General features: G+C 50.8%; 26 protein-coding genes. 22 read left to right on the top strand and 4 right to left on the bottom strand.

Annotation, left to right across the window (positions count from 1 at the left end; genetic code table 11):
- Positions 1-4: 4 nt before the first annotated feature.
- Positions 5-736 carry a prepilin peptidase gene (locus tag JW883_08145; GenBank protein MBN1842235.1) on the bottom strand — a complete coding sequence of 244 codons (732 nt, stop codon included), beginning with the start codon at positions 734-736 and terminating at the stop codon, positions 5-7.
- A gap of 312 nt (positions 737-1,048) precedes the next feature.
- Here JW883_08145 and lon point away from each other — a divergent pair, with 312 nt between their 5' ends.
- The 13 genes from lon (at position 1,049) to JW883_08080 (ending at position 12,372) form a co-directional block, all read left to right on the top strand.
- Positions 1,049-3,451, top strand: a complete 2,403-nt coding sequence (lon, locus tag JW883_08140) for an endopeptidase La (GenBank protein ID MBN1842234.1) — start codon at positions 1,049-1,051, stop codon at positions 3,449-3,451.
- A gap of 3 nt (positions 3,452-3,454) precedes the next feature.
- A complete protein-coding gene (gene tsaB / locus JW883_08135) occupies positions 3,455-4,159 on the top strand; it encodes a tRNA (adenosine(37)-N6)-threonylcarbamoyltransferase complex dimerization subunit type 1 TsaB (protein ID MBN1842233.1) in 705 nt (234 codons plus the stop codon).
- Between the two features lie 76 nt (positions 4,160-4,235).
- Complete coding sequence (locus tag JW883_08130) at positions 4,236-4,490, top strand: DUF465 domain-containing protein (protein ID MBN1842232.1); 255 nt, start codon at positions 4,236-4,238, stop codon at positions 4,488-4,490.
- A gap of 25 nt (positions 4,491-4,515) precedes the next feature.
- Complete coding sequence (locus tag JW883_08125) at positions 4,516-5,187, top strand: phosphatidylserine decarboxylase family protein (protein MBN1842231.1); 672 nt, start codon at positions 4,516-4,518, stop codon at positions 5,185-5,187.
- Positions 5,184-5,972 (top strand): CDP-diacylglycerol--serine O-phosphatidyltransferase, encoded by a 789-nt coding sequence (pssA, locus tag JW883_08120; GenBank protein ID MBN1842230.1) that lies wholly within the window; start codon positions 5,184-5,186, stop codon positions 5,970-5,972. The genes JW883_08125 and pssA overlap by 4 nt, the downstream gene beginning before the upstream one ends.
- A 2-nt stretch (positions 5,973-5,974) precedes the next feature.
- The gene (leuC, locus tag JW883_08115; protein MBN1842229.1) at positions 5,975-7,234 is read left to right on the top strand and encodes a 3-isopropylmalate dehydratase large subunit; all 1,260 of its coding nucleotides are present in this window, start codon (positions 5,975-5,977) and stop codon (positions 7,232-7,234) included.
- Between the two features lie 11 nt (positions 7,235-7,245).
- A complete protein-coding gene (locus tag JW883_08110) occupies positions 7,246-7,752 on the top strand; it encodes a 3-isopropylmalate dehydratase small subunit (GenBank protein ID MBN1842228.1) in 507 nt (168 codons plus the stop codon).
- Between the two features lie 45 nt (positions 7,753-7,797).
- Positions 7,798-8,868, top strand: coding sequence for a 3-isopropylmalate dehydrogenase (locus tag JW883_08105; GenBank protein ID MBN1842227.1), 1,071 nt, complete (start codon positions 7,798-7,800; stop codon positions 8,866-8,868).
- A 3-nt stretch (positions 8,869-8,871) separates the two neighbouring features.
- The gene (locus tag JW883_08100) at positions 8,872-9,891 is read left to right on the top strand and encodes an aspartate-semialdehyde dehydrogenase (GenBank protein MBN1842226.1); all 1,020 of its coding nucleotides are present in this window, start codon (positions 8,872-8,874) and stop codon (positions 9,889-9,891) included.
- Positions 9,892-9,965: 74 nt separating this feature from the next.
- Positions 9,966-10,439, top strand: a complete 474-nt coding sequence (gene greA, locus JW883_08095) for a transcription elongation factor GreA (GenBank protein MBN1842225.1) — start codon at positions 9,966-9,968, stop codon at positions 10,437-10,439.
- Between the two features lie 105 nt (positions 10,440-10,544).
- Positions 10,545-11,276, top strand: coding sequence for a hypothetical protein (locus tag JW883_08090; protein ID MBN1842224.1), 732 nt, complete (start codon positions 10,545-10,547; stop codon positions 11,274-11,276).
- 106 nt (positions 11,277-11,382) lie between these two features.
- A complete protein-coding gene (locus JW883_08085; GenBank protein MBN1842223.1) occupies positions 11,383-11,598 on the top strand; it encodes a DNA-directed RNA polymerase subunit omega in 216 nt (71 codons plus the stop codon).
- Positions 11,599-11,607: 9 nt separating this feature from the next.
- Positions 11,608-12,372: a tRNA 2-thiocytidine(32) synthetase TtcA gene (locus JW883_08080; protein MBN1842222.1), complete on the top strand. Its 765-nt coding sequence runs from the start codon at positions 11,608-11,610 to the stop codon at positions 12,370-12,372.
- Between the two features lie 33 nt (positions 12,373-12,405).
- On the opposite strand, the gene JW883_08075 is transcribed toward JW883_08080, so the two are convergent.
- Positions 12,406-14,394, bottom strand: coding sequence for a PBP1A family penicillin-binding protein (locus tag JW883_08075; GenBank protein MBN1842221.1), 1,989 nt, complete (start codon positions 14,392-14,394; stop codon positions 12,406-12,408).
- A gap of 82 nt (positions 14,395-14,476) precedes the next feature.
- On the opposite strand from JW883_08075, the gene JW883_08070 reads away from it, so the two are divergent.
- The 8 genes from JW883_08070 (at position 14,477) to JW883_08035 (ending at position 21,941) form a co-directional block, all read left to right on the top strand.
- A complete protein-coding gene (locus JW883_08070; GenBank protein MBN1842220.1) occupies positions 14,477-15,505 on the top strand; it encodes a zinc-dependent alcohol dehydrogenase family protein in 1,029 nt (342 codons plus the stop codon).
- Between the two features lie 54 nt (positions 15,506-15,559).
- Complete coding sequence (locus tag JW883_08065) at positions 15,560-16,318, top strand: hypothetical protein (GenBank protein ID MBN1842219.1); 759 nt, start codon at positions 15,560-15,562, stop codon at positions 16,316-16,318.
- Between the two features lie 8 nt (positions 16,319-16,326).
- Positions 16,327-17,079, top strand: coding sequence for a DUF5131 family protein (locus JW883_08060; GenBank protein MBN1842218.1), 753 nt, complete (start codon positions 16,327-16,329; stop codon positions 17,077-17,079).
- Between the two features lie 23 nt (positions 17,080-17,102).
- A complete protein-coding gene (locus JW883_08055; GenBank protein ID MBN1842217.1) occupies positions 17,103-17,456 on the top strand; it encodes a polymer-forming cytoskeletal protein in 354 nt (117 codons plus the stop codon).
- Between the two features lie 249 nt (positions 17,457-17,705).
- Complete coding sequence (locus JW883_08050) at positions 17,706-18,416, top strand: TIGR04211 family SH3 domain-containing protein (protein MBN1842216.1); 711 nt, start codon at positions 17,706-17,708, stop codon at positions 18,414-18,416.
- Positions 18,417-18,474: 58 nt separating this feature from the next.
- Positions 18,475-19,638, top strand: coding sequence for a TraB/GumN family protein (locus JW883_08045; GenBank protein ID MBN1842215.1), 1,164 nt, complete (start codon positions 18,475-18,477; stop codon positions 19,636-19,638).
- Positions 19,635-20,060, top strand: coding sequence for an aminoacyl-tRNA hydrolase (gene arfB / locus JW883_08040; protein MBN1842214.1), 426 nt, complete (start codon positions 19,635-19,637; stop codon positions 20,058-20,060). Before JW883_08045 ends, arfB begins: the two co-directional genes overlap by 4 nt.
- Before the next feature lie 27 nt (positions 20,061-20,087).
- The gene (locus JW883_08035) at positions 20,088-21,941 is read left to right on the top strand and encodes a M48 family metalloprotease (protein MBN1842213.1); all 1,854 of its coding nucleotides are present in this window, start codon (positions 20,088-20,090) and stop codon (positions 21,939-21,941) included.
- A gap of 35 nt (positions 21,942-21,976) precedes the next feature.
- On the opposite strand, the gene JW883_08030 is transcribed toward JW883_08035, so the two are convergent.
- The gene (locus JW883_08030) at positions 21,977-24,292 is read right to left on the bottom strand and encodes a GspE/PulE family protein (GenBank protein ID MBN1842212.1); all 2,316 of its coding nucleotides are present in this window, start codon (positions 24,290-24,292) and stop codon (positions 21,977-21,979) included.
- Positions 24,293-24,332: 40 nt separating this feature from the next.
- The gene (locus tag JW883_08025) at positions 24,333-24,560 is read right to left on the bottom strand and encodes a hypothetical protein (GenBank protein MBN1842211.1); all 228 of its coding nucleotides are present in this window, start codon (positions 24,558-24,560) and stop codon (positions 24,333-24,335) included.
- A 745-nt stretch (positions 24,561-25,305) separates the two neighbouring features.
- Here JW883_08025 and JW883_08020 point away from each other — a divergent pair.
- Positions 25,306-26,679 carry a M48 family metallopeptidase gene (locus tag JW883_08020; GenBank protein MBN1842210.1) on the top strand — a complete coding sequence of 458 codons (1,374 nt, stop codon included), beginning with the start codon at positions 25,306-25,308 and terminating at the stop codon, positions 26,677-26,679.
- The last annotated feature ends 189 nt before the right edge of the window (positions 26,680-26,868 follow it).

Raw genomic sequence — 26,868 nt, 5'->3', positions numbered from 1 at the left:
GCTGCTACCTCATTAAGGCCATGTACCAGTCCACTATTTCCGGCCCGTGAAACAAGTAAAGCAAGGCTCCCAGGCTAAGAAATGGCCCAAAGGGGACCACCGTTTTTCGTCCGCTTTGCGTGCGCAGAGCCACGGCTATGCCCAGGACGGTTCCAACGGCTGAGCCAACAAAAATGGTAAAAACGGCCCCTTTCCACCCCAAAAATGCCCCAATCATGGCAAGAAGCTTGACATCCCCACCGCCCATACCCTCTTTTTTGGTGAGATAATAGTACGCTGAGGCAACCAACAAGAGGATGCCTCCACCCAAGAAAATCCCCATAAGGGAATCTTTGTAAGTGATGTGCCCTGTCACAAAGGAAGAAAGGAATCCGAGGACAATGCCCGGATAAGTAATTACGTCCGGAATGATTTGATGATCGATATCTATGAACGTAATGACGAGCAGCGCAGCCACCAGGACATACAAACAAAAGGCTTCCCAGGCCAGGCCGTATCTGATGAAGATCGCAACTGCAAACAGGCCCGCAGCAAGCTCAACCACGGGATATCTCGAGGATATTGCCGCTTGGCAGTGGCGACACCGTCCCCGAAGCCAAAGATAACTCAAGACCGGAATGTTATCGTAAAAGGCGATTCTGGCCCCGCAGACAGGACACATGGATCGAGGGTGGATCAGGGAGAGTGATCGGGGAAGACGGTGAATGCACACGTTGAGGAAACTACCGACACACATGCCGAAGGAAAAGACGAAAATCTTAAGGACTAACGGCTGCAAGACGCCTCCTGATGAAGGTACTATAACCGAATAACCGTTAACGTCAAGATATCACAAGTAGTTATAAGAAACAACTATAGTTCATGGGCCAATGAATCAGACCAATGAATCAAGATTTTTGTTGTCATAAGGACATGTCATCCTATACTATTTATGGCATCCTTCATTCCAGCCTCATACAACCTGCATCATTAACGTATGCCTGCTGCAGATTGTTAACTGGAAAATGAAAGATGTCTGAAAACGTATATCTTTGAGAGGAGCATTCCCATGGGGCAAATAGACACCGAGGACTCAATCGACGTTATTCAAGAAGATGGGGAGACTATAGACATCCCTGAGGAACTTCCCCTCCTTCCCGTTCGGGATATTGTTGTGTTTAATCATATGGTTCTTCCCCTGTTTGTGGGCAGAGACAGGTCTGTTCGGGCCGTAGATACAGCGATGGCCAAAGATCGCCTTCTCCTTCTTGCCACACAACGAAAGTCTTCGGTCGAAAACCCGAAACCTGATGAGATCTTCGCGGTTGGCACGGTCGCCGTGATCCTGCGTATGCTCAAACTGCCCGACGGTAGAGCCAAGTTGTTGGTTCAGGGACTGGCCAAAGCACGGATCGCAGAATACACTGAGAAAAAACCTTTCTATCAGGTAAAGATCGAAAAGATCGTGGAAGAGCAAGCCGAAGAGATGAGCCTTGAGACCGAAGCCCTGATGCGAAATGTGTGCGAGCAAGGGGTGAAGATTCTTGAGCTCCGAGGCGAGCTGAGCAGTGATGTGGGCGCTATTCTTCACAGTATTGATGATCCGATCCGTTTGGCCGACCTGGTAGCCTCAAACCTCCTGCTGAAGACAGAAGACGCCCAGGCCCTTCTGGAAATGAACAACCCCGTTCAGAAGCTTCATCGAGTAAATGATCTCCTGAGCAAAGAACTGGAGGTTTCTGCTATGCAAGCCAAGATCCAGTCGCATGCCAGGGAAGAGATATCAAAGACCCAACGGGAGTACTTTCTCAGGGAAGAGATGCGAGCCATCCACAAAGAATTGGGTGATACGGACGAAAGGGCCAAGGAGGTTTCAGAGTACAGGAAGAAAATAAAAAAGGCGAAGATGTCTAAGGAAGCGGAAAAGGAGGCTGGTAAACAGCTAAAGCGCCTCGATCAGATGCACCCTGATGCGGCCGAGGCCTCCATTGTGCGGACGTATCTCGATTGGCTGGTAGAAGTCCCGTGGAGCAAGTCAACCAAAGATGTGCTGGATGTGAAAAAGGCCCAGGGGGTTCTCGATGAAGACCACTTTGATCTGGAAAAGGTGAAGGACCGTATCCTTGAATACTTAAGCGTCCGAAAACTGAACAAGGCCATGAAAGGCCCAATACTCTGCTTTGTGGGGCCGCCCGGTGTGGGCAAGACCTCACTTGGAAGATCCATTGCAAGGGCCATGAACAGGAAGTTTTTCCGTATCTCCTTGGGTGGTGTTCGGGATGAGGCCGAAATCAGGGGCCACCGTCGCACTTACATCGGGGCCCTGCCGGGTCGAATTCTGCAGGGCTTAAAGCAGTGCGGCAAGAACAATCCGGTGTTTATGATGGATGAAGTGGACAAGATCGGCGCCGATTTTCGCGGGGACCCCGCTGCGGCCCTACTGGAAGTCCTTGACCCGGAACAAAATGTTAGTTTTAGCGACCACTATTTGAACGTCCCCTTTGATTTGTCAAAAGTCATGTTTATCACCACAGCAAATCTTGCCGATCCTATTCCCTCAGCCCTAAGGGATCGCATGGAGATCATTGAACTGTCCGGATACACGGAAGAGGAAAAGCTTTTTATTGCACAAAAGTTTTTGATCCCGCGTCAAATTAAGGAGAATGGCATCACAAGAAAACATATAAGCATGGGCTCCGAAGCGGTGCGGAAGATCATATCAGAATACACCCTGGAGGCCGGCCTCAGGAACCTGGAGCGCGAGATAGCCAACATTTGCCGCAAGGTGGCCCGGAAAGTGGCAGAGGGGGAGAAAGGCATATTTAAAGTGACCTGTGCCAACCTCCATCGCTACCTGGGTGTTCCGAAATACCTCCCGGAATTGGACCAGGAGTGCCATGAGATTGGCGTGTCCACCGGGCTTGCCTGGACCCAAGCAGGTGGGGAAGTTCTCTATATAGAGGCCTCCACGATGAAAGGCAAGGGGGAATTGACCCTGACAGGTCAATTGGGCGAGGTCATGCAGGAGTCGGCAAGGGCGGCCTTCAGTTTTGCCCGATCTCATGCCAAGAGTCTCGGCTTTAGGGCAAATTTCTACCAGGACACGGACATTCATATCCATGTTCCTGCAGGGGCCATTCCCAAGGACGGACCTTCAGCCGGGGTCACCATGGCCGTGGCTCTCGTCTCAGCCTTGAGCGGGAGGCCTGTAAGCAGAGATATTGCTATGACAGGCGAAATCACTCTTCGGGGGCGTGTACTGCTTGTGGGGGGACTGAAGGAAAAGGCGCTGGCTGCCCTCAGAGCGAACGTCCAGAAGATCATCATACCGGAAAAAAACAAAAAGGATTTGGTCGAGATTCCCCCAAATATCAGGCGCAAAGTCACCTTTATCCCGGTGAGTCACATGGACAAGGTCCTGGAGATTGCCCTTCATCGAAAGCCCCGAAAGAAAGGGCCGAGAGCAAGGTGAGGGATGATAGTTCTCGCCATTGATACGTCGACTCAGACCGGAGGCGTTGCAGTTCTTAGAGGCGACAGCCTTCTTGCTCAAGTTCAGGCGACCAGCACAAGGACACACGCAAAACGACTTATGTTGGCTGTAGATTCTGCCTTGCGCATGGCGGGTATGGGTGTGGATGAATGCGACGGGCTTGCTGTTACCACTGGTCCGGGAAGTTTCACCGGCCTGCGCATCGGGATCAGTGCTGTCAAAGGACTCGGGTTTGCTATGGGAAAACCGGTTGCCGGTGTTTCCACACTGGATGTCCTGGCGTACCAGTTTCCATGGTTTCCTGATCTCGTCTGCCCTATGCTGGATGCCCGGAAGGAGGAGATCTACACAGCTCTTTACAGGTGCAGTCGTGATGCAGGCTTGGAGAAGATAGCTTCGGATTGCGCAGTTGAGCCAACGCAATGGCTTATGCAGATTAAAGCTCCCTGTCTTTTTGTCGGTGATGGCGCTGTCGTATACAGGGATCTGATTGAAGAGTGCCTTGGATCCCGTGCCCAATTTGCGCCGCCCTATCTTAATACACTGCAGGCTTCGGTAGTGGCTTACATCGGAATGAAGCAAATTGAACGGGGTGAGACTACTGACGTTGCTTTGCTTGCTCCCAATTACTTGCGTAAGTCGGATGCGGAGATAAAGCTGGAAAAAGGACGGTTGGTTGACAAATAATTGAAAATCAGTATAATTTTTTAAGAAAGTCCTGTTACGTCTGCCACTCAGGACAAAACCTCCAGGAGGATCGTCTATGGAGAAGAGAGACCGGGAACTGATCGACCTGTTAATCAAGGAAAATGAGATCCTGGAAAAATATGTGCAGGCGCACCAACAGTACGAAAAGCAACTGGAAGATTATAACAGGCATCCTTATTTGTCTACAGAAGAATGGGTGGAACGTAAGAGAATCCAGAAGCTGAAGCTGGCAGGCCGGGACAAGATTGAGCAAATCCTGGCCGAACATCGGAGGACGAAAGAGAAACTGGCCCAGGGCAGCGTTTCTTAACCCTTTAGGGATCGGATCAAACCATATGAGTTTTTTTTCGCATCTTAGACCAGAAAACAAAAGGGCCTTTCCAGTGGCTTCTGAGGGGCTTCCGCTCATAGTTTCGTCGGCCTTTGTAACCGTCTATCTGGCTGCCTTGGGCCTAAGCATGGTGGCGCTGTTTTTCGCGGCGGTTACTTGTTTTATCGTTTTCTTCTTCAGGGATCCGGACCGTGTAATTCCTAGCGAAGACAGGGCAGTGGTCTCTCCCGCTGACGGCAAAGTTGTTGAGGTCAGGGTTGTCAGCGAGAGTGATGTTGCCCGTGAGAAAATGCTTAAGGTCAGTGTCTTCATGTCCGTGTTTAATGTCCATGTCAACCGCATACCAACGGATGGCACGGTGGTTGATATATCCTATTATCCCGGAAGATTCTTTTCCGCTAATCTGGATAAGGCCTCCAAAGACAATGAACGCAATGCTGTTAGCTTAGACATTGGAAGCGGACGCAGGCTCGTAGTGGTTCAGGTGGCGGGCCTGATTGCAAGACGCATCGTTTGCAGAATACAGAAGGGAGACCACTTGAGGCGCGGGCAGCGCTTTGGCATTATCTGTTTCGGATCTCGCCTGGATGTCTATCTTCCATCGGATACAAAACCTGCCGTATCTGTGGGGGATAAGGTATTGGCTGGAACCTCGATTTTGGGGCATTTGACATGAAGAGAAAAAAACGGTCCAAGAACAAAGATTCGCACCGCAGGATCTATCTCCTGCCTAACTTGATGACCTCTGCTAACCTTTTCTGCGGCTTCTATGCTCTTATTGCCGCCATTCAGGGCCATTTTGTAAAGAGCGCCATTGCCATCATGGTTGCGGCCCTCTTTGATGCCCTTGACGGAAAGATAGCTCGCGTCACCCGTACCGTGAGTAAGTTCGGCCTTGAATATGATTCCCTATGTGATGCCATCTCTTTTGGGGTGGCGCCTGGTATTTTGGTCTATCTTTGGGCACTGCAACCATTTGGCAGGCTAGGGTGGTTAGCTGCTCTTTTGTTTGTTGCCTGCGGCACTTTACGCCTGGCACGGTTTAACATCCAGGTCGATCGTGTTAGCAGCGACTATTTCACGGGCCTGCCCATTCCGGCGGCGGCCTTCATGATAGCCTCTACAGTTCTCCTGTTGTACCGTTTAGGTGGGGGCGGGACCACAAAACATGTGACCATCCTCATCATGATCTACGTGTTGTCATTCTTGATGGTCAGTACCATCAAGTATTACAGTTTTAAGCGTCCAGGACTTTTCAAGACAATGAGATTCAACATGCTGGTGTTAGTGATTCTTTTCTCAATAGTGGTTGCAGCAGAGCCAAGCGTTACTTTCTTTCTTTTTATGCTTGCCTATATCCTTTCAGGCCCCTTTATGACTCTGTGGCTTCGTAAGAAAAACCACAAGAAAGAAGGCGGTCCCAACGACAGCGTCGACGTCCCTTCTCAGGAGCCTGTGTAAACATGCCCCAAACCATTACTGAGAAAATCCTGGCAGCTCACGCAGGACGTGAGAGTGTGGCGCCCGGGGAATTGCTGAGCGTTGGGATCGATCTCGTCCTGGCAAACGACATCACGGCGCCGATTGCCATAGATCTCTTTGAGAAATCCCATATTCCCACTGTATTCGATCCCGAGAGAATTGCCTTGGTCCCTGATCACTTCGTACCCAATAAAGACATCCGTTCTGCCGAGCAAGTCCAGACCATGCGCAGGTTTGCCAAGAAGTATGGTATCAAGCATTTCTTTGAGCTGGGGGAGATGGGTATTGAGCACGTCCTGTTGCCGGAACAGGGGCTGACGCTGCCTGGGGATGTAGTCATTGGCGCAGACAGCCACACCTGTACTTACGGGGCCCTGGGCGCTTTTGCTACAGGTGTTGGCAGCACGGACGTTGCCGCTGCCATGATCACAGGTGAAATATGGTTTAAAGTTCCCGAATCGATCAGGCTCAGCTATGTGGGCGAGCTCAAAAAGTGGGTGACCGGAAAGGACCTGATCCTCCACACTATTGGCGATATCGGCGTTGACGGAGCCACGTACAGGGCCATGGAATTCGTTGGAGAAGTCATAGAGGCTTTGCCGATGTCGGATCGAATGACAATGGCCAACATGGCTATAGAGGCCGGAGCCAAGAGCGGAATCATTGCACCGGATCAGGTGACGCTTGACTATATTGAACAGCGGGCAAAGAGACCCTTCGAGTGCTTTCACAGCGACCAGGATGCCGTTTACGAGGAGGAAAAGTCCTACGATGTCTCTGCCCTTGAACCCCAGGTAGCCTTTCCCCATCTGCCCGAAAACACGCGGCCTATTTCAGACGTGGGAACCATCCCTATTGAGCAAGCGGTTATCGGATCGTGCACAAATGGACGTATAGAGGACCTGCGCATCGCGGCCCAGGTCCTTAAGGGACGCACCATTAACAAGAATGTCCGCCTTATCATGATACCGGCCACACCAAGCATTTACCGGCAAGCCATGGCTGAAGGCCTTCTTGAGATTTTTTTGAATGCCAAGGGGGTTATAAGCCCCCCCACGTGCGGACCCTGCCTGGGAGGCTTTATGGGCATCCTGGGGCCTGGCGAGAGAGCTGTCGCTACGACGAACCGCAACTTCGTCGGCCGGATGGGACATTCGACAAGTGAGGTCTATCTTGCTAACCCCGCAGTGGCTGCAGCCTCGGCCATACTTGGACGAATTGCGAGCCCGGAGGAGTTGTAGGAAAACCGCTGATGACAATTGAAGGCGCTGTCTGGAAATTCGGTGACAATGTTGATACTGATGTGATAATTCCGGCCCCGTACCTTGTTACGGCAGACAGTGAAGAACTGGGCAAGCACTGCATGGAAGGCGTGGATCCCGCTTTTTCTGCAAAGGTGGGGCCAGGGGATATCATTGTGGCCGGCAAGAATTTTGGCTGCGGCTCCTCGCGTGAGCATGCACCCATGGCCATAAAAGGGGCCGGCATCTCGTGTGTGGTGGCAGAGAGCTTTGCCCGGATTTTCTATAGAAATGCATTTAACATGGGACTGGCGATCTTTGAAGCGCCGGGGGTATCCGAGGGAATTAGGACGGGCGACCGGATATCCGTCAACCCGGATACGGGCGAGATTACCGACCATACAAACGGGCGGCACTTCTCTGCAAAGGCGATCCCTCCTTTTATGCAGGGGCTTATCAAGGCTGGTGGACTCATGCCGTATGTGCTGAAGCAGAAACAGGAGCAAGACCGAGCATAGAGATATGCACAAAACCCTCACAATGGATAAGGAGATTTCGTAACCGTGACGCCAAGAGACTATGACATAGCCGTTATCCCAGGCGATGGCACAGGCCCTGAGGTGGTTGCCGAGGGATTGAAGGTTCTTGAAGCTGTTTCCGGCAAGAAAGGCTTTGAGCTTGCCTTTCGTTACTTCAGCCTGGGTGGCAAACATTACAAGGAGACAGGGGAAACCCTGCCTGACGGAGTCCTTGAATCGATAAAAGGATGTGACGCCATGTATCTAGGGGCCATCGGTGATCCGGATGTGACGCCGGGTATCCTGGAGAAGGGGGTCCTCTTAAGACTCCGGTTTGAGTTGGATCAATACATTAATCTGAGACCCGTAAGGCTCTATCCTGGTGTCGAGACTCCCATAAAGCACAAGGGACCTGATGAGATTGACTTTGTGGTCGTGCGTGAAAATACAGAAGGCCTCTATGCAGGCACGGGCGGCATTCTGAGGCGGGGAACGCCCCATGAAGTGGCTATCCAGGAGTCCATCAGCACGCGTATGGGAGTTGAACGCTGTATTCGGTATGCCTTTGAGGCCTGCAGGCGCCGGGGCCGGGCCAAGAAACTGACACTGTGTGGAAAGACCAATGTTTTGACCTATACCTTTGACCTGTGGGAACGCACATTCAACGAGGTGGGAGAATCCTACCCGGATATTGAAACCGACTATGTTCATGTGGACGCTCTGTGTATGTGGATGATCAAGAATCCGGAATGGTTTGACGTCATTGTGACCGAGAACATGTTCGGTGACATTATTACCGATCTGGGCGCAATGCTCCAGGGTGGCATGGGCGTTGCGGCCGGCGGAAACATTAATCCGGAGGGGATTTCTATGTTTGAGCCGATCGGGGGTTCTGCGCCAAAATACACGGGCCAAAATATCATTAATCCAATAGGAGCAATTCTGGCTGCCAAGCTTATGCTCGAAACCCTTGGTGAGCCGGAGGCCGCCCAGATGATCGAAAGGGCCGTTATCAAGGTCTTGCGAGATGACCTCAAGGGCGCAGGAGCAGGCCAAATGGGGCATTCCACGTCAGAGGTGGGAGACTTGATTGTGGAATCTATTGAGGGAGAGTGAAGAATGGGCAAGTTGTTCAATGTGGCCGTGGCTGGGGCCACCGGTGCGGTGGGAAACCAGATGGTGGCTTGCCTTGAAGAAAGGGATTTCCCTGTCAATAATCTTAAGCTGCTGGCTACTGCCAAATCTGCCGGCCGCACACTCCGGTTCAAAGGCGAGGAGATTCCGGTGGAAGGACTAACAGAGACCTCATTCAAGGGAGTAGACATCGGGATCTTTTCTGCCGGCGGCGCCACCAGTCAGCAGTTTGCGCCAATTGCCGCCCGGGATGGCTGTGTGGTTGTTGATAACTCTTCTGCATGGCGCATGGACCCTGGTGTGCCCCTGGTCGTTCCGGAGGTGAATCCCGGGGCAACAGCCAATTATGGGAACAAGGGCATTATAGCCAATCCGAACTGCTCCACTATCCAGATGGTAGTGGCGCTGGCGCCCATTCACGCAAAGGCGGGCATCAAACGGATTGTGGTATCCACTTATCAGGCCGTTTCCGGCACGGGCAAGAAAGCAATTGACGAACTCTACGACCAGACCAAGGCGATTATCAACTCTGCTGAGCCGGAGAAAAGGGTCTATCCTCATAGAATTGCCTTCAACTGTCTACCGCACATTGATGTCTTTCTTGACGGCGGGTATACTAAGGAAGAGATGAAGATGGTCCATGAGACAAGGAAGATTCTGGAAGACGATACTATTGGAATCACAGCCACCGCGGTCCGGGTGCCTGTTTTCTACAGCCATTCCGAGTCGGTCAATATTGAAACACGCGAACGCATTGCCCCAGAAGATGTTCGGGACCTGCTGGAGAATGCCCCGGGTGTGACGGTAGTGGACGACCCTTCACAGAATCTCTACCCCATGGCTATTGACGCTGCCGGAAAGGATGACACCTTTGTGGGGCGAATCAGGGCCGATGAGTCTATTGCAAATGGTATTAACATGTGGATCGTGTCGGACAACATACGCAAGGGGGCAGCCACCAATGCCGTGCAGATAGCGGAGCTTCTCGCGCGAGAGTATCTGTGAAAGGATATCGCCTTCCAGAAAAAACCTTCATGCCTCTGGGTTATTGAGAACTTACGAAGACAAGGAGTATTGCCTTGAATCGCATACCAATCACAAAAGTGGGCTATGAGGCTCTAAAGGAGCAGGTTAGACATCTGAAGAGCGTTGAGAGGCCAGAGGTTATAAGGGCCATCGCAGAGGCCCGGGCCCATGGCGATCTTTCTGAGAACGCAGAATATGATGCTGCCAAGGAACGGCAGGGCTTTGTTGAGGGTAAGATCAGCGAACTTGAACATAAGATTGCCAGTGCTGATGTGATTGACCCGAAGACCGTGAGGACGGATTGCGTGGTTTTTGGTTGCACGGTTGTGCTGGAAAACTTGGAGACTGAGGAAAAGGTTCAGTATCAGCTTGTGGGGACTGACGAGTCAGATGTGAGTCAGCGTAGGATATCTGTTTCCTCTCCTGTTGGCAGGGCCATGATCGGAAAGACGATTGGGGATGAAATTGTGGTTCAGGCCCCTGGTGGCAGAAGGCAATATGAATTGATTGACATCCGTACCTCGTAGGTAGGACCTTAGGGGCTTCGCCCCAAGTAAAAATTCCAGGGCGTATAATTAATCTATGGTCCGCTCTATGCTGTTTGCCTTGCTGGAAATTAAAGGAGGGTTGTGATGACAGGTCGCACGGTTTTTTCTTACTGCATAGTGATTTTTTTTCTGATTGGAGGTTGCACGAGCCACAAGAGACAGGTTGTGCCGTTCAAAATGCCGGCGGCTTTTCCAAATGCCACGAAAGTGGCTGGAGCCACCGTTGCTGCAAGGGCTTATGACGATACCCGGGAGGCCAAGAAGGCCTTTGGGTGGGATATTAGAGGAGCAGGTCTATATCCTGTGCAGGTAATCCTTGATAATTTGGGCGACTATTCCATGGAGATTGAACCTTCACAGACGTTTTTGATTGACGGAGAGAACAATCTGTGGTCGATCTTGGACTCCAGCCTTGCATATGACCGGGTGAGCAAGAAATCAGACATGACGCGCATCGCAAAGGCAGGAGTTAAACCTGGCATTTTATCTGCTGTGGGAGGGGCCTTGTTGGGGGCTGCCATCGGCATTATCGGCGGTTCAAATGTCGGGAGCGCGGCCGGGAAAGGCGCGGCCTTAGGTGCAGCCATCGGCGCAACGATGGGCGGGGCAAAAGCCGCCAGCTCGGAAGGGGAGGCACGGGCCGAGATCTCCGATGATCTCATGGGCAAATCCATGGAAAACAAGCCTATTGAGCCCCACTCAATTGCCCATGGATTCATTTTCTTTCCCGGCGAAGCCCGGGGAGCGGGAGAGTTGAGACTCCAACTGCGCGTGGTGGAGACCGGTGACATCTACACGGTTCGACTTGCCCTCTAGGGAACAGCACTATCCCCTTTGTGGGGTTGACATGGATCGCCTCATGGTTATTTTATAGTATTAGGCTCAGGACTTGTAAGCTTTTACTTTTCAAGGAGGTTTTATAATGGCTCGCGTAACCGTCGAAGACTGCTTGAGGCGGGGTCACAACCGCTTCATGCTGGTTCATGCCGCCGCCAAGCGCGTTCGGCAAATGCGCGAAGGTGCCCAATATTTGGTACACTCGCCCAAAAACGAAGACGTCGTCATCTCTTTGCGTGAAATCGCCGCAGGAAAGGTTCGCGTTGAACTGGAAAAAACACAAGACGAAGAGGAGACATAAGAGGGCTTGATGTCTCGCTTCAGGGACAGGGCCATGCGGCGGGCTGTTGGCCAGGCCATACATCACTATGATATGATAGCTGACGGGGACGGGATTGCAGTGGGTCTATCCGGCGGAAAAGACAGCTTTACGCTTTTGTGGGTTCTCCAGGAGCGGTTGTCCCGCATTCCTATCAATTATTCACTGGTCGCTGTCCACATAGATCTGGGCTTTGAAGAAAGTCCAGCCTGCCTTATTGAAGATTACTGCAAGAAAATGGGCTATCCCTTGCGGGTTGAGTATACCGACTATGGAAGACAGGGACACAGCGACGAAAATCGCGAAAACCCTTGCTTTCTCTGCGCCCGTCTTCGAAGAAAAAGACTCTTTGAACTTGCCGACCAACTTGGTTGTAATAAACTTGCCCTCGGTCACAATATGGATGACATCATAGAAACCCTGTTCTTGAACATCTGTTACGGCGGACAGATAAGCACCATGATTCCGTACCAGTCCTTCTTTAAAGGAAAACTGGCGGTGATCAGGCCGCTGGCTCACTTGGATGAGCAGGCGATCAGTCGCTTCGCAGAGGATCACCGGTTTCCCGAGTTTCCCAATCCGTGTCCCACGGCAAAGACGTCAAAGCGCCTGGAGATCAAGAACATGCTCGGCCGATTGTACCTGACGAACAAGAAAATAAAGGGAAACATCTTTCGATCCATGAGTCACATCAAGCCCGACTATCTTCTGAAGCCTGCGTCTCGCGCCGAGTCTCAGGAGCAAGGCCCAGGCTAGCACCCATCAACGGCCCCCCTCACGTTTTTTCCATCAGAGTCCACCAAGGCCGGTGCTTGCGGCATGCTTGCAATATTGTTTCGGTTCTGTTCCCTTCTTAAACACAGCGGTAACTGCATTTGGGCAGTCTTCGGAGGCAAGAAGGCCGGATTCAGCATCCATACGAACCCTTAACACGCCTTCAGGCAAGTCAAAATCATGATACGGCCGCCCCTTGAGAACTTGTTCCATGAAATGAATCCATATTGGCAGGGCGGCCTTAGCCCCTGTTTCCTTGTCTCCCAGGGTGGTGTGATGGTCCAGACCCACCCAGACTCCCGTTGCGATAGTGGGAGAAAACCCTATAAAGAGCGCATCCTTGTAACAATCCGTGGTGCCGGTCTTGCCGCCCAACGGCCGTCCAATACGCTTGGCCGCTTTGCCAGTTCCCTCCTCTACCACGGCCCTTAACATATCCAATGTGACGGCTGCGGTCTCGGGGCTTACGGCAGGTCGCATCTGCGGCTTTTCCCTCCACAGGGATCGTCCTTCCCTGTCCAGGATCTCAACAATTCCAAAGGGTCGGGTCCAGACTCCCCCATTTGGAAACACGGCGTAGGCGGCGGTCAAATCAAGGAGTGTCACCTCTGAGGTTCCAAGGACCAGCGAGAGGTTCGGATCAAGGGGGGGGGCTATTCCCATTCTGTGAGCAAATTGCACAGCAGTCGTTGGTCCGAGTTTGTTAAGGAGTTTCACTGCCGGAATATTCTTGGACAAAGCCAAGGCTTTCCGAAGGGTTATTTCACCCATGTATTTTCCAGAAAAATTTCTTGGCGTCCAATCCTGACCTTCTCTGGCTCCCTTAAACACCACCGGCCCATCCCAGAGCATCCCGTTTTGGCCAAAACCCTTTTCAACCGCAAGGGCATAAACCAGTGGCTTGAATGCAGAACCCGCCTGTCTTCTGGCCATGGTGGCGCGGTTGAAGCGATTCTCCCTGAAGCTGCGGCCTCCGACCATGGCAAGAATCGCCCCACGGCTTACATCCAGACAGATCAGGCCCGCCTGTGGGCAGCGCCCATCGAGTAAACCACGTTTTTCCATGCGGGCCGAAAGTCGTTCCAGTCCCAGGCTTACAGCCTTTTCTGCAGCCTTCTGCGTAGCGTAATTGAGGGTCGTGTATACCGTGAGCCCTGTCCTACGCAATGCTGCCTCGCCCAGCTCTTTTTCCAGAAAACCAGTCACGAAAGCCACAAAATAAGGAGCCTTGAGCAAATTGGCTTCTCGGTCAGGCAGCTTAAGAGGTGACGCTCTGGCTGTCTTGAGCTGTTCTTCCGTGATGAGGCCGTTCCGAGCCATTTGCTGCAGCACTACGGCCCGCCGTTTGAGAGCGAGGGGCTGATTGATCAGAGGTGAGTAACGGGTGGGTGATTTGGGCATGCCTGCAATCAATGCGCATTCAGCAAGCGTCAACTCCCGCACCGATTTTCCGAAAAAGACCTGCGATGCGGCTTCAACACCATAGGCCCCGCTCCCAAAATAGACCTGATTCAAATAAAGTTCCAGAATTTCGTTTTTGGTATAACGGCGCTCAATTTGAAAAGCCAGAAAGGCCTCTTTGAGTTTTCGCATGATGGTTTTTCGCGAGGTGAGAAAGAGGGTTTTGGCGAGCTGCTGGGTAATAGTGCTGGCGCCTTCCACATAGTCTCCGGCCCTGATATTCTTGATGAGGGCACGGAGGACGCCTTTTAAATCGAAGCCGGGATGGTCATAAAATTGGCGGTCTTCTGTGGCAATAACCGCCTGCTTAAGATAATCCGGTATCACGCGGAGCGATACGGGGTCACGCTTTTCGATGAAACGTTCGGCCAGCAACTCCTTGTCGGCTGAATAGATGCGAGTGATAGCCGCTGGCTTAAAAGTCCCCAGGCTTTGAATTTGGGGCAAATCCCGTGTGAGGGCGAAAAAAAAGCCCACGGAGGCCCCGGTTATTATCGTTGCTCCCAGCCCAAGGATGATAAAGACGATATGACGCAATTTCATATTCTTGACAACCATACAGTATTTATAATATTTTTTTCAACTGTTGCAATACTATGATGCTCAGAAGAGGAGGTCAAACGGAATGAAGGCAATGGTCTTGAATAAGATTTGTAGCCTCAAAGAGAACAGGAGCCCGCTGGCGCTCGTAGATCTGCCGGCTCCGGTTCCACAAGGCAAGAAAGTCCTGGTACGAGTCTCAGTCTGCGGCGTCTGTCATACGGAGTTGGATGAAATTGAAGGCCGGACGCCCCCGCCGCGCTTTCCAGTTGTTCTGGGCCATCAGGTTGTTGGCACAGTGGATAAGACCGGCGCCGAAACAAGCAAGTTCAAGATTGGAGACAGGGTGGGGATTGGCTGGATTTATTCAGCCTGCGGAAAATGCAAGTTTTGCCTGCAAGGCAGCGAGAACCTATGCGAAGATTTCAAGGCGACCGGCAGGGATGCCAACGGTGGATATGCACAGTGCATGACCGTTTTGGAGGATTTCGCCTACAAGATCCCGGACGTATTCTCTGATTCGGAAGCGGCTCCCCTCCTGTGTGCAGGGGCGATTGGCTACCGGTCTCTGAGATTGACCGGTATCAAAGATGGACAGAGCCTTGGGCTCACCGGATTTGGGGCTTCGGCTCACCTTGTGCTTAAAATGGCAAGCCACAGGTATCCGAGCTCCAAGGTCTTCGTTTTTGCCAGAAGTGAAAAGGAAAGGGATTTTGCCAAGGAACTCGGCGCCGTCTGGTCGGGTGACACGGCAGACGTCCCTCCAGAAAAACTAGATTGTGTGATTGACACTACACCAGCGTGGAAACCGATTGTCGAAGCCTTGAAAAATTTGAAAAGCGGGGGTAGGTTGGTTATAAATGCGATTCGTAAAGAAGAGCGGGACAAGGAGTATCTTTTGAAGATGGATTACCCTGCTCATCTCTGGCTTGAGAAGGAGATAAAGAGTGTAGCCAATGTGGCCAGGAGAGATGTCAGCGAATTCTTGGAATTGGCGGCAGAAATTCCAATTAAACCTGAGGTTCAGGAATTTGCGCTTGAAGATGCAAACAAGGCGTTGCTGGAGCTCAGAGAGAGAAAAATCCGGGGAGCGAAGGTTCTGAGAATTAATTGAAGTCGAGAAAAGAGTATGCCTGCAACAGAGTGATACATCGGCAGGAGGGCGCTTGTGCCTCAGATAAAAGAGTCAGCCTATTTGCTGGCGGCTGCAGTGTTCATAACGTTAGTGATGGCAGGTTGTGCATCTGTTCGTCCCGCCAATTTGTCGAACTTGAGGCCAACAGAAGACAGAGTGGAAGGCACCCGGAACGGTTGGTGGAATGTTCGCTTTCTCGTGAAATGGCCCCAGGATGCGGAGCCATCCTGGCACGTGGACCTGTTGCTGGCTCACAAGGTCCTGTCACCCGTATTGTATCAGTACAAAGATAGTATCATTCTCTGGCGATTTCACCGAAGGGCAATCAGAGACCAGTCCGGACATCAGTTCAGTTTTATTTTCTATTCTTCTGCCGAGACGGCAAACCGAATTTACGATTCAATCAAGTCTGATGTATGCTTGAAAGAGATGAAAAGCGCTGGTGTGATCATCGAAGATAGATACGATGACACAGACTGGGTTAGTAAGGCCGATATCGAGGATACTTGTGATCCGAAGTGGTCATCACCGATCAGGAAATCATGGCCTTATTTTATCATGGGCGTAAGTCGAATGTGGCTAACTCTGATCACGGACATTTCAGATCAGCAGGCTTCCAGTGGGGAAAGGCCTCAATTTCTCAGAGGAATTCTGGCCTTTTATGGCGAAGTAAATGAGTCTGTTGAAAAGTTATGGCAGAAAGAGGGCGGGCATGCCTTGCTACACCACCTAAATGCCATCTTTGGATATGAAGAGGTTATCATTTATGAAAAGCGCCTAATGACATTTTGATATTGGGCGTGATTGACATTGAACAGGGGAGCACGGGCCTGAGGTTAATGACCGTATTTGATCGACAAGAGGATAAGAGCATTCGCCAATGGTGCAAATGGTCATGGGATCCCATTACCGGTTGTGAGCACGATTGCAGCTATTGTCATGGCATAGAAAAGGCACGGAAGCTATACTCGCGTACCCGTGAGGAGGGCTACAGTTCCTTTAAACCCCACTTATGGCCTGACAGATTTGATGCGCCGCACAACACGCCGATCCCGGAAAGCAACGTTTCGGGAAACAGGAACGTATTTCTGGGCACCATGGGGGACATGTTTGGTGATTGGGTGGAAAAAGAGCATATCGAGGCTGTTTTGGATATAGTGAGGGATACGCCACAATGGAACTATATCTTGCAGACCAAGAATCCAAGACGATATTTGGAGCTTGAATTCCCTCTCAACTGTTGGGTTGGGGTTAAAGTTGATACACAGAAAGAGGTCGAACCAGCACTGGAATGTTTTTCTCGCATTGAGACGTCAGTTAGATTTCTATCGTGTGACCCATTGCTTGAATGGTTGCTTTTCCAAACACTTGAGTGTTTTGACTGGATAATGATAGGCCCAAGGCCAAAGACAAAGAGCAAACCGATTTTTTATCCGCCCAAGATCTGGATTTCAAGTCTGGTAAAGCAAGCACGGACATCTGGCTGCAAGGTATTTGTGAAACATCTCAAAGACCCGGGTTACAAAGAGTATCCAGGCAGCGACGGGTTTTAGGATTCGCAGAAGGGAGGGCTGAAATGGAAAAAAGGGCAGATAAGGGGATACAGACGTTTTTAGGCCCGCAAACGACACTGGAAGGGACTCTGACATTCAACGGAACTGTACGACTAGACGGGCATTTCACCGGCAATATTGAAAGCGAAGGAGGCACGATGATCGTGGGGGAAAAGGCGGTGATCAATGCCAACATTTCTGTCCACACTGCAACTGTGAGCGGGGAGGTAAGGGGCAATATCCGAGCCTCAGATCGGATTGAGTTACATCCGCCAGCCCGAGTTTTTGGTGACCTCAGTGCCCCGGTGGTGCTTATCGATGAAGGTGTGGTTTTTGATGGCAAATGCACTTCGGCGCCAGGAAGTGGTGCCGGCTGAACATCAAGTGAAGTTCACCACCCGCCGGGCAGGCATTGGCTTGGCTACTCCAAGAGTTACGCAGCCACTGGGTTTCAATGACGCCTTTTCATGGGTATAATTCTTGCAATTTTTATTGTTTTTGGGGCGCACATCAACCATAATGCACGGCAACGTCAAAGTAGAATGTAACTTTGCCAACTAGATGTATTTTCAAGACGATTAAATCCGTGCGGATTTCCGGTTTATCCGGGTTGGGAGGGAGTTGACATGAAACACGCAAGAATCAGGGATGCAATATTCATACTCCCATTCGCACTACTGACACTGTCGCCTGCCACTGTTCGATCTGCCCATGCTGACACACGATATGTAACGGATATGCTTATACTTTCTCTACGTGAAGGTCCTGGAAGCGAATATAATGTGATAAGAATGCTTCAGTCGGACGCCCCTGTCGAAATCCTTGAAGAAAACGAAACTTACCTCAGGGTGCGAACAGAAGAGGGCGAAGAAGGGTGGGTGGCTAAGCAGTACATAAGTTCCAACACACCTAAGCCCGTAATCATAGCAGGTTTGAGAAAAGAGGTAGGCCAGTTGGAATCAAGGGTTGAGGAACTCGAAAAAGGCCGGACTGTGCTGCTGGAAAAACTCAAGGCCACCGGGGAGAGCACGAGCAAGAGCAGGGAAGAGGCCTTCAGCGCCAAAAATGAGATCAAACAGCTTGCTGGGAAGTATGACAAGTTGGTCAGTCAATCAAAAAACGTGGTTGAGTTGGTAGCGGAACGCGATAGAGTCAAAACGGCAAACGACGCCCTGCGGACTGCAAACGATGAGTTGAAAGCAGAGATAGAAGACCTAACGCAGGATAATGAGAGTCTTATACGCAGACGAATACTAGCGTGGTTCCTCGCTGGGGGCGGTGTGTTTTTCGTTGGACTGATCGTAGGCAAGCTATCAAGGAAGAAGAAGTACTACTAGGAGTGCTATCACTGAATATTGTTTTTCTGAAAAACTATATTACCCTAAAGCCTTTATCATGTGGAATAACAAGAACATACACCAACTGAGCTTTGAAGAAAAGGAAATCATCCTCGTAGGCACGGCCCACGTATCAAGGCAAAGCGCAGAGTTGGTTACCAGAGTGATCGAGGCGGAAAAGCCGGAAACGGTCTGTATTGAACTCTGCGAGTCAAGATACCAGTCCATCACACAAAAAGACCGATGGCAAAACATGGATCTTCTCAAGGTGATTAAAGAGAAAAAGGCCTTTCTTCTCCTGTCAAATCTCATGCTCGCATCGTTTCAGAAAAGGATCGGTCGGAAGCTGGGAATCAAGCCTGGTGAGGAGATGATGAAGGCCATTGAAGCTGCCGAAAAAGCTGGCGCCCGAATACACTTGGCAGACAGGGACATACGCACCACACTGTCGAGAACGTGGCGTCTCATGGGCGTTTGGACGAAGATCAAGTTGTTGGGTCACCTTGTTATTTCCGCGGGGGAAGTGGACAAGATCAAAGAGGAGGACGTCGAGAAGATGAAGAACATGGACGTCCTGGAGACGCTACTTTCTGAAATCGGGGAAGCGCTTCCTGAACTGCGGCGCATCTTGATAGACGAGCGGGATCAGTACCTTGCCTATAAAACCAGAACCGCACCAGGGAAAAAGATAGTCTCCGTGGTGGGCGCCGGACACGTTCCTGGCATGAAAAGGTGTTGGGAAAAGCAAATAGATATGGACGTCCTGGACGAAATGCCACCAAAACCCAAGCTGACCGCTTTTTTGAAGTGGGGCATCCCCGCGGGCATACTTGGGTTGATTATGTGGGGCTTTTTTGCCGCAGGAACTGTCGCCGGAACCCATATGATAAAGTCCTGGGTCATGGCCAATGGTGTGCTGGCAGGTCTCGGCGCAGGGATGGCATTGGCCCATCCACTGACCGTCCTGTCAGCGATTGTCGCCGCTCCCCTGACATCGCTTAATCCCATGATTGCCGCCGGCTGGGTTGCCGGACTGGTAGAGGTCGTGTTGGGAAAACCAAAAGTCAGGGATTTCGAGGGCCTTACAGAAGACATCTTGTCCGTGAAGGGATTTTGGAAAAATAAGATTACACGGGTTTTGCTCGTCGTGGTATTTACGAATATGGGCAGCGCCCTGGGGACATTCGTGGCCATACCTTTGATGGTAAAGGCCTTTGCATGATTCACATCACACGTACCATAGCAATTGACGAGAGCGAAATCCAAGAGGATTTCATCCGCGCCTCCGGACCGGGTGGGCAGAATGTCAATAAGGTGGCCACTGCCGTGCAGCTCCGCTTCGACGTGGGCAACTCGCGGTCCTTGCCGGATGACGTTCGCAATCGCCTTATGCGTCTCGCCGGCAGGCGGATTACCGAAGGAGGCGTGCTGATTATCGATGCCCGGCGGTTTCGTAAACAGGAAAGGAACCGTCAGGACGCGATCGACCGTCTGGTCCTTTTGATCCGAAAGGCGGCTGAAAAGCCCAAAAGCCGCCGCAAAACGAGGCTGACGCCGGCATCAAAGAGGCGCCGGTTGGATGAAAAACGTCGCCGCAGTGAGGCCAAGCGTACGCGACGGCCCGTTTCTTATCTTGAGGATTAGTTCTGTTTTGCGAGACCATTCCTTCACATGTTTGGCAATTTCATCTACTTCATTCTAGTCCTCCTCATTTACACTACCTATTACCCCCCTGAGGAGCCTTATTTCGGACCGTTTGAAACCCTGATTGCCTTTTTGGCTCTCCTGGCCTTATTTGTAGCGGCCACGCGGGCTGCCTTTGGCACCCTTTCAAGAAAGATCGATCTCCTGGGTTCCTCTGGCCTGCACGGCCGGTTCGACCGGCTGTTTAATCGACAGGCCATCATGGCCATTGTGATTTTTTCCGTAAATATCTACGTGTTAAACCTCAAACACTTCGCCATGGCCATACCGGTCCTTTCGGCTTCGCCAGCCCTGACAGCCCTTTTTTTTATTGTGCTTTTTGTCGCCTACCTCGCGATCATCTGGGCTATTGCCCACAGGCCCTATCAACGCCTGTTTGGAACCAATGTCTCAAGGCGATCCTATGTGCTCTCCAACATTTGGTTTCACTTTCCCGTGATCTTGCCCTGGCTCCTGATCTCAGCAGGCGTAGATATCATCAATCTCCTTCCTTTTGACACCCCAAGGCGGCTGCTGGCCAAACCAGAGGGACAGCTCATTTTCTTTTCATGTTTCCTGGCGGCACTCATCATTGTGGCGCCTTCTTTGATTAAGTTTTTCTGGCAATGTCGTCCACTCCCGCCGGGTCCGAAACGCAAACTGATCGAAGCCATGTGCGAGAGGGCCAAGCTGGGATACAACAATATTCTAAGGTGGCCTATCTTCCAGGGAAGGCTTCTGACAGCCGGAGTCATGGGGCTCGTGAAGAGATTTCGTTATATCCTTGTGACCGAAGGCCTTCTGCAAATCCTAGATGATGATGAAATCAACGCCGTCATGGCCCACGAGATCGGGCACGTCAAGAAAAGGCATCTCGTCCTTTATGTCGTATTTTTTCTGGGTTTTATCGTTCTTTCATACGCTGTGTTTGACCTTATTCTTTATGCCATCCTGTACGGCAATCTGGCATTTCCCATTATGCGCGGCCAGGGGGGCGAACTATCCACTCTCACATCAATTCTTTTCACAGTGGCCATGGCCGCCACGCTTCTGATCTACTTCCGCTATGTTTTTGGCTATTTCATGCGTAATTGTGAACGACAGGCAGATCTTCACGCATTTACTCTTCTGGGGACAGGCCGGGGGCTTGTTTCGTCCCTCGAAAAGATCGCTGCCTATAGCGGCCAAGCTCACGACAGACCAAGCTGGCATCATTTCAGTATTCGCCAGCGGATCGATTTTTTGAACAAATGCGAGATGGACAGGCGCTGGATACTCCGCCACGACCGGAAACTGCGAAGGAGTATCGCGGTATTCGTGGCCGGGCTTTTGTTCACGGGTCACTTCGGGTATGCTATCAACTTTGGTGAGATGGGTAAAACCTTGAACAGCCACTTCCTTGAAAAAGTCCTGGTCAAGGAAATCAGGCGAAATCCGACGAATTCCGATCTCCACTACATGCTTGCTTCCATTTATTACCAAGAAAAGGCCTATGGTCAGGCCATAATGGCCTATGAAAAATCAATTGAGCTGGCGCCCCAGCACGCGGAAGCCCTAAACAACCTGGCCTGGATCTACGCAACGTGTGACCGGAGCCAGTACCGAGATCCCACAAAGGCCCTTGACTATGCAGAACAAGCCGCGGCCCTTGATCCAGCGCCGCATATCCTGGATACCCTGGCCGAAAGCTATCATGTCAACGGACTGCATCAAAAAGCGATTGGGACTATCAAGCGGGCCCTGGCCAGCGCCCCCAAAGAGAGGGACTATTATGAGGGCCAGCTCAGAAAGTTTGAGAAAGCAAGCATCGAGGATTGGGGGGTTGAGGAATTGGGAAATTGAGCAATTCGTAATTCCTAAATTCGGAATTCGTAATCCTACTTAATACAGACCTTCCTCACCTGCAACAAATCCGTGTGTCCGGCAAAGATCTTCTCAATGCCGTCCTGTTTCAGGGTGGTCATTCCGTCCTTGATGGCCTGACCCCGGATCGTTTCCATGGTTGCTTTTTCCTGAATCAGTTTTTTCATCTCGTCAGTTCCCATCAAGAGCTCATGAATACCCATGCGGCCCCGATATCCTGAATTGTTACACTCTGGGCAGCCTGTGGGCTTGTGGAGAGACAGATCATTGGAATAGGGTATGTTCAGTGCCTCAAATGCTTCAGGCCCATACTCGCGTACCAGTTCGTCATATTCTTCTCGGGAAGGATTATACGGCTTCTTGCACTTTTTGCAAAGGGTGCGAACGAGTCGCTGGGCCATGATCCCCAGTATGGCATCAGCAAAATTAAAGGGATCCATTCCCATGTCCAGCAGCCGCGTGATGCTTTCGGGGGCGCTGTTCGTATGGAGGGTGGAAAAGACAAGGTGCCCGGTAAGGGACGCCTCAATACCGATGTGCGTAGTTTCTTTGTCCCGCATCTCTCCTACCATGATCACATCCGGGTCGGCCCTCAGGAATGCGCGCATGGCTGCGGCAAAATCAAAACCTATCTTGTGGTGGGTCTGAACCTGGCGCAGACCCACCTGGGTGATCTCCACGGGGTCTTCTGCAGTCCATATCTTGATGTCCGGCTTGTTGATGTATCCAAGGGCAGAATGAAGCGTTGTCGTTTTGCCGGAGCCTGTCGGGCCGCACACAAAGACAAGACCGTAAGGTTGAACAATTAAGCTTATGAAATCCTCGTAGTTCTTCTTGGAAAACCCTATTTTGTTTAGGGGCAGGGGGTCGCCACTATGGAGAATACGCATCACCACGTCTTCCAGGCCGCCTGCCGTTGGCACAGTGGCCACGCGAAGCTCGATGTTTTTTCCCCCGTACTTCTTGAATTTTATCTTGCCGTCCTGGGGCTTGCGGCGTTCGGCAATATCCAGATCCGACATGATCTTGATGCGGGAAACAAGGGCATTTCGGTAGCTGTAGGGCACGGTCTGGTAAAGCTGGCAAACACCGTCGGTCCTGAATCGAATCTCGGTATTCTTTTTTCCATGATAGGGTTCTACATGAATGTCAGAGACATTTCGAGCATATGCATCCAGGATGATCTTGTTGACCAACTGGACTACGGCGCTATCCTCATCAGTTACTCCCTTTTCGGCTTCATCAATCTCTTCTTCCTCAACCGCTAACTGGCCGAGTATCTCGTCAATGTCTCTTTGTTCACCTTCCTGTTGAAAAAAAAGGTTGATGAAACTGAGGATGTCTTCTCTAAGAGCCACGTGAAATGCCAGCGGCTGGCCTGCAAACAGGGGCTTTATCATGTCGATTTTTTGCAGGTGAAAAGGATTGTCAATAGCGACGATGACCTTGTCATCATCTTTTCCAATGGGCACCCAGTAGTTTCTTTTCATAAACGAGACTTTGAGTCCTGTTAGAAGCTCGCCAGGAATGGGCAGTGTCTCGCTGTACTCCACAAACGGTGTCCTGTAGTACTGGCTCAGGGCTTTGCCGATCTCCTTCTTGGAGATCTTATAGGTCTGTAACAGAATGGACTCAACATCCTTCCTGGTCTGGCGAGCATCTGAAATCGACTTGTCCAGTTCTTTTTGAGCCAACAGCCCATTTTCCACGAGATAATCGAACTTGCCCGGGCGCGCTTTTGCCATCCTTTTTTGATTGTAGATGGCGATGCCAAGTATTTTGGCTAACTCCTGGACCGTTGCTTCGTCGCGTTCGGTAAAGGCCATACCGTCTTTGTGGTTGATGATCTGAATGGCTCCGAGGAGGTATTTTTGAAAGCTGATGGGGGCGGCCAGGACCTGTCGGGTTTGAAATCCGCTCTTTTCGTCCCAGCTTTCATCAAAGGAAAGGTTTGGGTCAATAGACGAGAGTTCGCTCCTATTGTGCGCGTTTTTGATGTTTACCAACTCACCTTTATGAGCCACGTACCCCGCAAGACTGGTGGTGGATATAGGTATCCGGATATCGCTGATCTCGTCTCCGGATTTTACCCTGGAAACCAGTTCTTTTTTGATTCCGTCCACGACATATACGGTGAGTCGCTCGGCATCAAACAGTTCGGTTACATCTTCCTTCAGATCTATGAGGATTTCATCAATGTTGCTTGCGGCATGGACACGGTTGGTGATTTCCAAAAGCCTTTCACGGTATTCTACTTCCTGCTTCAGGCCGGACCCATGCTCAGTCCCGTTGGCAGAGCCCTGTTTTTTGGACATTTTCAACACAACCATGGAAACCTAGACCTCCGTGAAAAACCGCACATGGTGGAACCTACTTCTCAGGGGGAGACTCCTTTGGCTTGGACAGATAGAGTCGATATAGTTTCTTGATCCCTCCCACAATTAGAAATGCGCCGATGAAATACCGGACAAAACTCAAAAAGCCAGACGCAGGCGCCTGGCGAAGGGCGTAAGGCATCTTAAGGCAAAGAAGTACGCCCATTGCCGTCAAAAGGACGGCCCAGACAGTCTGAACCGCACTGCGCTGGTCAAGGGCCATGATGAGGATACCTGTCTGGCAAGGGGACAATATGACTTCTGCCTCTCATAAACAAATTCAGTCTACGATAGACAGACATCAATGTCAATCTTTACGGACTTGTAGATCGCCTTCAAACACCCCGGATGCAATCGAACAGATGTCTTCTATGTTTTCGGGCTTTTTACGCAAAACCTTTAGGGTGAGAGCCCAATTTGGTGATTTTTTGGAAATTTTGTAACCGTTCACGGTTAGAAAAAAATGAACATCGAACATCGAACGTCCAACATCGAATGTTGAATGGGAAAAGATGAAGAAACAGAAATGACGGTCTCGTAAAAAGTCGAAAAACACCTCTTTCTGTCATTCCGGGCTCTCCGCCATAGGCTTTGGCCCGCAGGCGGGCGAAAGCCGGAATCCAGTTTATTCAGCCCCGCCGTGCTCGCGCCCGTCGCGGCAGGTAGTTACAAAGGCTCTGAACTCCGGTTTTCACCGGAGTGACGACTTTTTGCGACTTCATCAGAAATAGCCGTTGAATGTTCGGTATTGGATATTCGTTTTTCATTCGACGTTGGATGTTCGATGTTCATCTTTCAAAACAATTCCATACGGCGTAAATGTAACCTGTGAACGGTTACGAAATTCTTATAGGATTATAAGTTAAATTGCCAATGGATTTGTGTTAAAGGTAACTGTTCACTGGATCAGAGATTCAGGGTTCACCGAAACCCTGAACCTGTGAACGTCTACTGTTAACTGAACTGAAATGAGCCATATCCAACAACAAATGATCCCGATAAGCCCGCTTCTTGCTTTGTATCTTGCCATCTTCATGGCAGGCGTGGTCCTTGAGCTGGCATTGACCAGGATGAATGTGCGTCACCTCAAGAAGTATGGCCACACAGTCCCTGATCCGTTCAAAGGCTACATCGACCATGAAAAATTATCCAAAATCACAGATTACACGGTTGAGAATCAGAATTTTGGTATCTTCGCCTCATGCATCAGCAACGCTTTTTTTCTCTTTGTCATTTTGTCCGGCTTGCTACCCTGGTTTCTCAGCCTTATTGAAGGCCTTGGGGTCGGCATTATTGCTTCGGGGATGGTCTTTTTTGCCGCACTTGCCGTGGTTCAGACGTTCGTTTCTCTCCCCTTCAATTACTACCGGACCTTTATCATTGAACAACGGTATGGTTTTAACACATCGACACTTAAGATATGGGTTGCCGATATTGTAAAAGGTTTGGTGGTTGGCTCAATAATCGGCGGCATCTTGCTTTTTGCGGTTCTGTTGTTGATCGAACACGGCGGGGCCCTCTGGTGGCTGTGGGCATGGTTCATATTCTTTGCTTTTCAACTCCTGTTGCTCATAATATATCCGACTGTAATCGCTCCCTGGTTCAATAAGTTTTATCCTTTAGAAGATGAGGCGCTTGAAGCAAAGGTCAAAGACATCATGGTCCGGGGAGGCCTGTCCGTAGGAGGTGTGTTTGAAATGGACGCCGGAAAACGAAGCCGTCACACTAATGCCTACTTTACGGGATTGGCAAAGACCAAACGCATTGTGTTCTTTGACACGCTCCTCACCTCGCACAGCCACCAGGAGATTGTCGCCATCCTGGCCCATGAAATCGGGCACTGGAAAAAAAAGCATATATTGAAGACCATCCTGCTCCTTGGCCTTTTCTCTTTGTTTATGTTCTATCTGGCTTCAATACTCATAGAGTGGCCCACTCTCTTTGTGACATTCGGTTTTGATCACGTGGTCTCCTTTGTGGGACTTCTTCTTGTCGGGGTTTTGTGGGCGGTCGCGGATCAATTTCTCGGTCCGTTAGGCAATGCGGTTTCCAGGAGGTTTGAAAGGGAAGCGGATTCCTATGCTGCCGGGCTGTTGCAGGGGACCAGTGACCTCGCGAACGCCTTGAAAGGGATGGCCAGGGAAAACCTTTCGAACCTATATCCCCACCCCCTGTACGCCTGTTTCTACTACTCCCACCCGGCGCTCTTGGAGCGAATTCGTTATTTAGACGCCATGGCCCGCGCCAAAGAAGCAACAGAAAGGAAAATACCAAAGCCCAGCAGCCATTCTGGACAGGATTTTGACCAACAGTCAGTCATTTGGCCCCATGAATTACACTGACATTAGCCTTGTTGAAGGGTCGGTTATGCTGATGTCTGATGGGCAATTCGGAGTAAAGATTGCAAAAGGAAACGCTTTGTTGGTAGGCTCCGGCACAGATCTATAGCAATCGGCACTTCTGGGATGAGTGACAGATGGTTGTGCTCTAGCGGATGGGAAGGGTGTATTTGGCGACATTGAAGCAATGCT

The sequence above is a fragment of the Deltaproteobacteria bacterium genome (genome assembly GCA_016930875.1).
Classification (GTDB): Bacteria; Desulfobacterota; Desulfobacteria; order Desulfobacterales.
This window is presented reverse-complemented; position numbering and strand designations above follow the sequence as displayed.

What these genes read in the sequence shown, in the direction of transcription:
- JW883_08070 (MBN1842220.1), top strand. Translation starts at nt 14,477, where the DNA reads ATGAAGGCAATGGTCTTGAATAAGATTTGTAGCCTCAAAGAGAACAGG.
- JW883_08145 (MBN1842235.1), bottom strand. Translation starts at nt 736, where the DNA reads ATGTGTGTCGGTAGTTTCCTCAACGTGTGCATTCACCGTCTTCCCCGA.
- JW883_08030 (MBN1842212.1), bottom strand. Translation starts at nt 24,292, where the DNA reads ATGGTTGTGTTGAAAATGTCCAAAAAACAGGGCTCTGCCAACGGGACT.
- JW883_08025 (MBN1842211.1), bottom strand. Translation starts at nt 24,560, where the DNA reads ATGGCCCTTGACCAGCGCAGTGCGGTTCAGACTGTCTGGGCCGTCCTT.
- JW883_08110 (MBN1842228.1), top strand. Translation starts at nt 7,246, where the DNA reads ATGACAATTGAAGGCGCTGTCTGGAAATTCGGTGACAATGTTGATACT.
- JW883_08100 (MBN1842226.1), top strand. Translation starts at nt 8,872, where the DNA reads ATGGGCAAGTTGTTCAATGTGGCCGTGGCTGGGGCCACCGGTGCGGTG.
- pssA (MBN1842230.1), top strand. Translation starts at nt 5,184, where the DNA reads ATGAAGAGAAAAAAACGGTCCAAGAACAAAGATTCGCACCGCAGGATC.
- arfB (MBN1842214.1), top strand. Translation starts at nt 19,635, where the DNA reads ATGATTCACATCACACGTACCATAGCAATTGACGAGAGCGAAATCCAA.
- JW883_08085 (MBN1842223.1), top strand. Translation starts at nt 11,383, where the DNA reads ATGGCTCGCGTAACCGTCGAAGACTGCTTGAGGCGGGGTCACAACCGC.
- JW883_08020 (MBN1842210.1), top strand. Translation starts at nt 25,306, where the DNA reads ATGAGCCATATCCAACAACAAATGATCCCGATAAGCCCGCTTCTTGCT.
- JW883_08130 (MBN1842232.1), top strand. Translation starts at nt 4,236, where the DNA reads ATGGAGAAGAGAGACCGGGAACTGATCGACCTGTTAATCAAGGAAAAT.
- JW883_08055 (MBN1842217.1), top strand. Translation starts at nt 17,103, where the DNA reads ATGGAAAAAAGGGCAGATAAGGGGATACAGACGTTTTTAGGCCCGCAA.
- JW883_08080 (MBN1842222.1), top strand. Translation starts at nt 11,608, where the DNA reads ATGTCTCGCTTCAGGGACAGGGCCATGCGGCGGGCTGTTGGCCAGGCC.
- lon (MBN1842234.1), top strand. Translation starts at nt 1,049, where the DNA reads ATGGGGCAAATAGACACCGAGGACTCAATCGACGTTATTCAAGAAGAT.
- JW883_08075 (MBN1842221.1), bottom strand. Translation starts at nt 14,394, where the DNA reads ATGAAATTGCGTCATATCGTCTTTATCATCCTTGGGCTGGGAGCAACG.
- JW883_08050 (MBN1842216.1), top strand. Translation starts at nt 17,706, where the DNA reads ATGAAACACGCAAGAATCAGGGATGCAATATTCATACTCCCATTCGCA.
- JW883_08045 (MBN1842215.1), top strand. Translation starts at nt 18,475, where the DNA reads ATGTGGAATAACAAGAACATACACCAACTGAGCTTTGAAGAAAAGGAA.
- JW883_08090 (MBN1842224.1), top strand. Translation starts at nt 10,545, where the DNA reads ATGACAGGTCGCACGGTTTTTTCTTACTGCATAGTGATTTTTTTTCTG.
- JW883_08035 (MBN1842213.1), top strand. Translation starts at nt 20,088, where the DNA reads ATGTTTGGCAATTTCATCTACTTCATTCTAGTCCTCCTCATTTACACT.
- JW883_08125 (MBN1842231.1), top strand. Translation starts at nt 4,516, where the DNA reads ATGAGTTTTTTTTCGCATCTTAGACCAGAAAACAAAAGGGCCTTTCCA.
- tsaB (MBN1842233.1), top strand. Translation starts at nt 3,455, where the DNA reads ATGATAGTTCTCGCCATTGATACGTCGACTCAGACCGGAGGCGTTGCA.
- leuC (MBN1842229.1), top strand. Translation starts at nt 5,975, where the DNA reads ATGCCCCAAACCATTACTGAGAAAATCCTGGCAGCTCACGCAGGACGT.